This is a genomic window from Aeromonas sp. HMWF015, assembly GCF_963878965.1.
Classification (GTDB): Bacteria; Pseudomonadota; Gammaproteobacteria; order Enterobacterales; family Aeromonadaceae; genus Aeromonas; species Aeromonas veronii.
Map to the genome: position 1 here is coordinate 1 of NZ_CAWNZT010000043.1, position 1,354 is coordinate 1,354.

Genomic DNA, 1,354 nt, shown 5'->3' on the forward strand with positions numbered 1-1,354 from the left:
TTTTCACCTGATAGTTGCGATACTCCTCGCTGCTGACTACTACCTCAGTTTGGGTCAGGGTGTTGGCATCCACCCAGCTACCTGCGGTATCGAAATCATCCACATCGTTATAGGCATAGGATGCGGGCTCGCCATCGGGGCCATAACTGGTGGAGCAGGAAGAGATGGTCACCCCAGCCACCTGCTCGCCACAACGATAACGACCACCGTTATGATCCGAATGTTCATCAAACGACTTTTGCAAGATCTCGCCGGAGAGGCGCTGGGCCAGCTGAGCAGCGCGTACCTGCTGCACCGGGTCTACCGCCTGCGGCGCCTGATTGATAAGCAACCCCAGGATTCCGGTCAAGGCCACCGCCAGCAGCACTATGCCAACGATCAGCTCAATCAGCGTAAAACCGCGCTTAAGGGATCTCATGAATAAACCCCTCCGATTCAATCTTGATACGACCGGTTTCACGGCCATCACTGACCAACAGGGTACAACCGGTGGCACAGCTGCTGCCTAGCGGTCTGCCCATCTGATCGAAGCGCAGCACGAAGCGGTTGTTGTTATCTAGGGAGATGGAGATACCGGCAGAGGGCGTAACCAGTCGACCACAGGTCTCCAACTGGGGAGTCCAGCCACTATTGGTATCCAGATCATCGCTGGCGGGACACGCAGCATAAGTTCGGTGGGCAAAACGGGGAGAGGCAACCACCAGCTGGGTACAACGGTTGGCTGGCTCATGCATATTGACGGTCTGCACCAGCCGCAGCCGGGTCAGCAGCTCGTCACGTACGGTTTGAGTTTCAAAGCCGCCTTTGCCCAGCCATTTCGGCACGGCAAAGGCGGCCAGAATCCCGAGTAACAGGATCACCAGTACCAGTTCAATCAGGGTAAAGCCTCGTTGCATTCTCGTTCCCTGTTCATAAACAAGGAGGCGAGGCATAAGCCTCGCCTCCTTGACACTAATGCTGAATCAGCATCCACCCAGAGTAGTGGTGGCACCAGCAGTGCTGCTTGCAGGAGCATAGGTCACTGTACATTTGGAACCGCTGGTAGCAAATACGAAGTTTGCACCAGACGCAGCACCAGCCCAGGAACCGTCGATGGTGACGGCACGCTGGATACCATTGGTGGTAGCAGCAGGATAACCATACACAACATCAATGCTGGTACCATCGCTGCTGCTGACGGCGCCGCTGGCATCACGCTCGACACCTACCAAGGCCGCTTTGCTGTAGACCAGCTGGGCAGCGCTGCTGACTGCCGCCTGCACGCCCTGAGCAGCAGACTTCTTGGCATCATCCTGCAGATTCAGGAACTTGGGTGCAGCGGTGACCGCCAGAATACCCAGAATGATGATCACGA

3 protein-coding genes are annotated in these 1,354 nt (G+C 56.4%); all 3 read right to left on the bottom strand.

Features of this window, described 5'->3' with window-relative positions; translation table 11 throughout:
- The coding region (locus AACS18_RS02125) for a prepilin-type N-terminal cleavage/methylation domain-containing protein (protein WP_108613591.1) at positions 1–418 on the bottom strand (418 nt) is incomplete at its 3' end.
- Positions 405–896 (bottom strand): prepilin-type N-terminal cleavage/methylation domain-containing protein, encoded by a 492-nt coding sequence (locus AACS18_RS02130; RefSeq protein ID WP_108613592.1) that lies wholly within the window; start codon positions 894–896, stop codon positions 405–407. The genes AACS18_RS02125 and AACS18_RS02130, both read right to left, overlap by 14 nt.
- A gap of 66 nt (positions 897–962) precedes the next feature.
- Positions 963–1,352, bottom strand: a complete 390-nt coding sequence (locus AACS18_RS02135) for a type II secretion system protein (protein ID WP_258228823.1) — start codon at positions 1,350–1,352, stop codon at positions 963–965.
- Positions 1,353–1,354 lie beyond the last annotated feature (2 nt).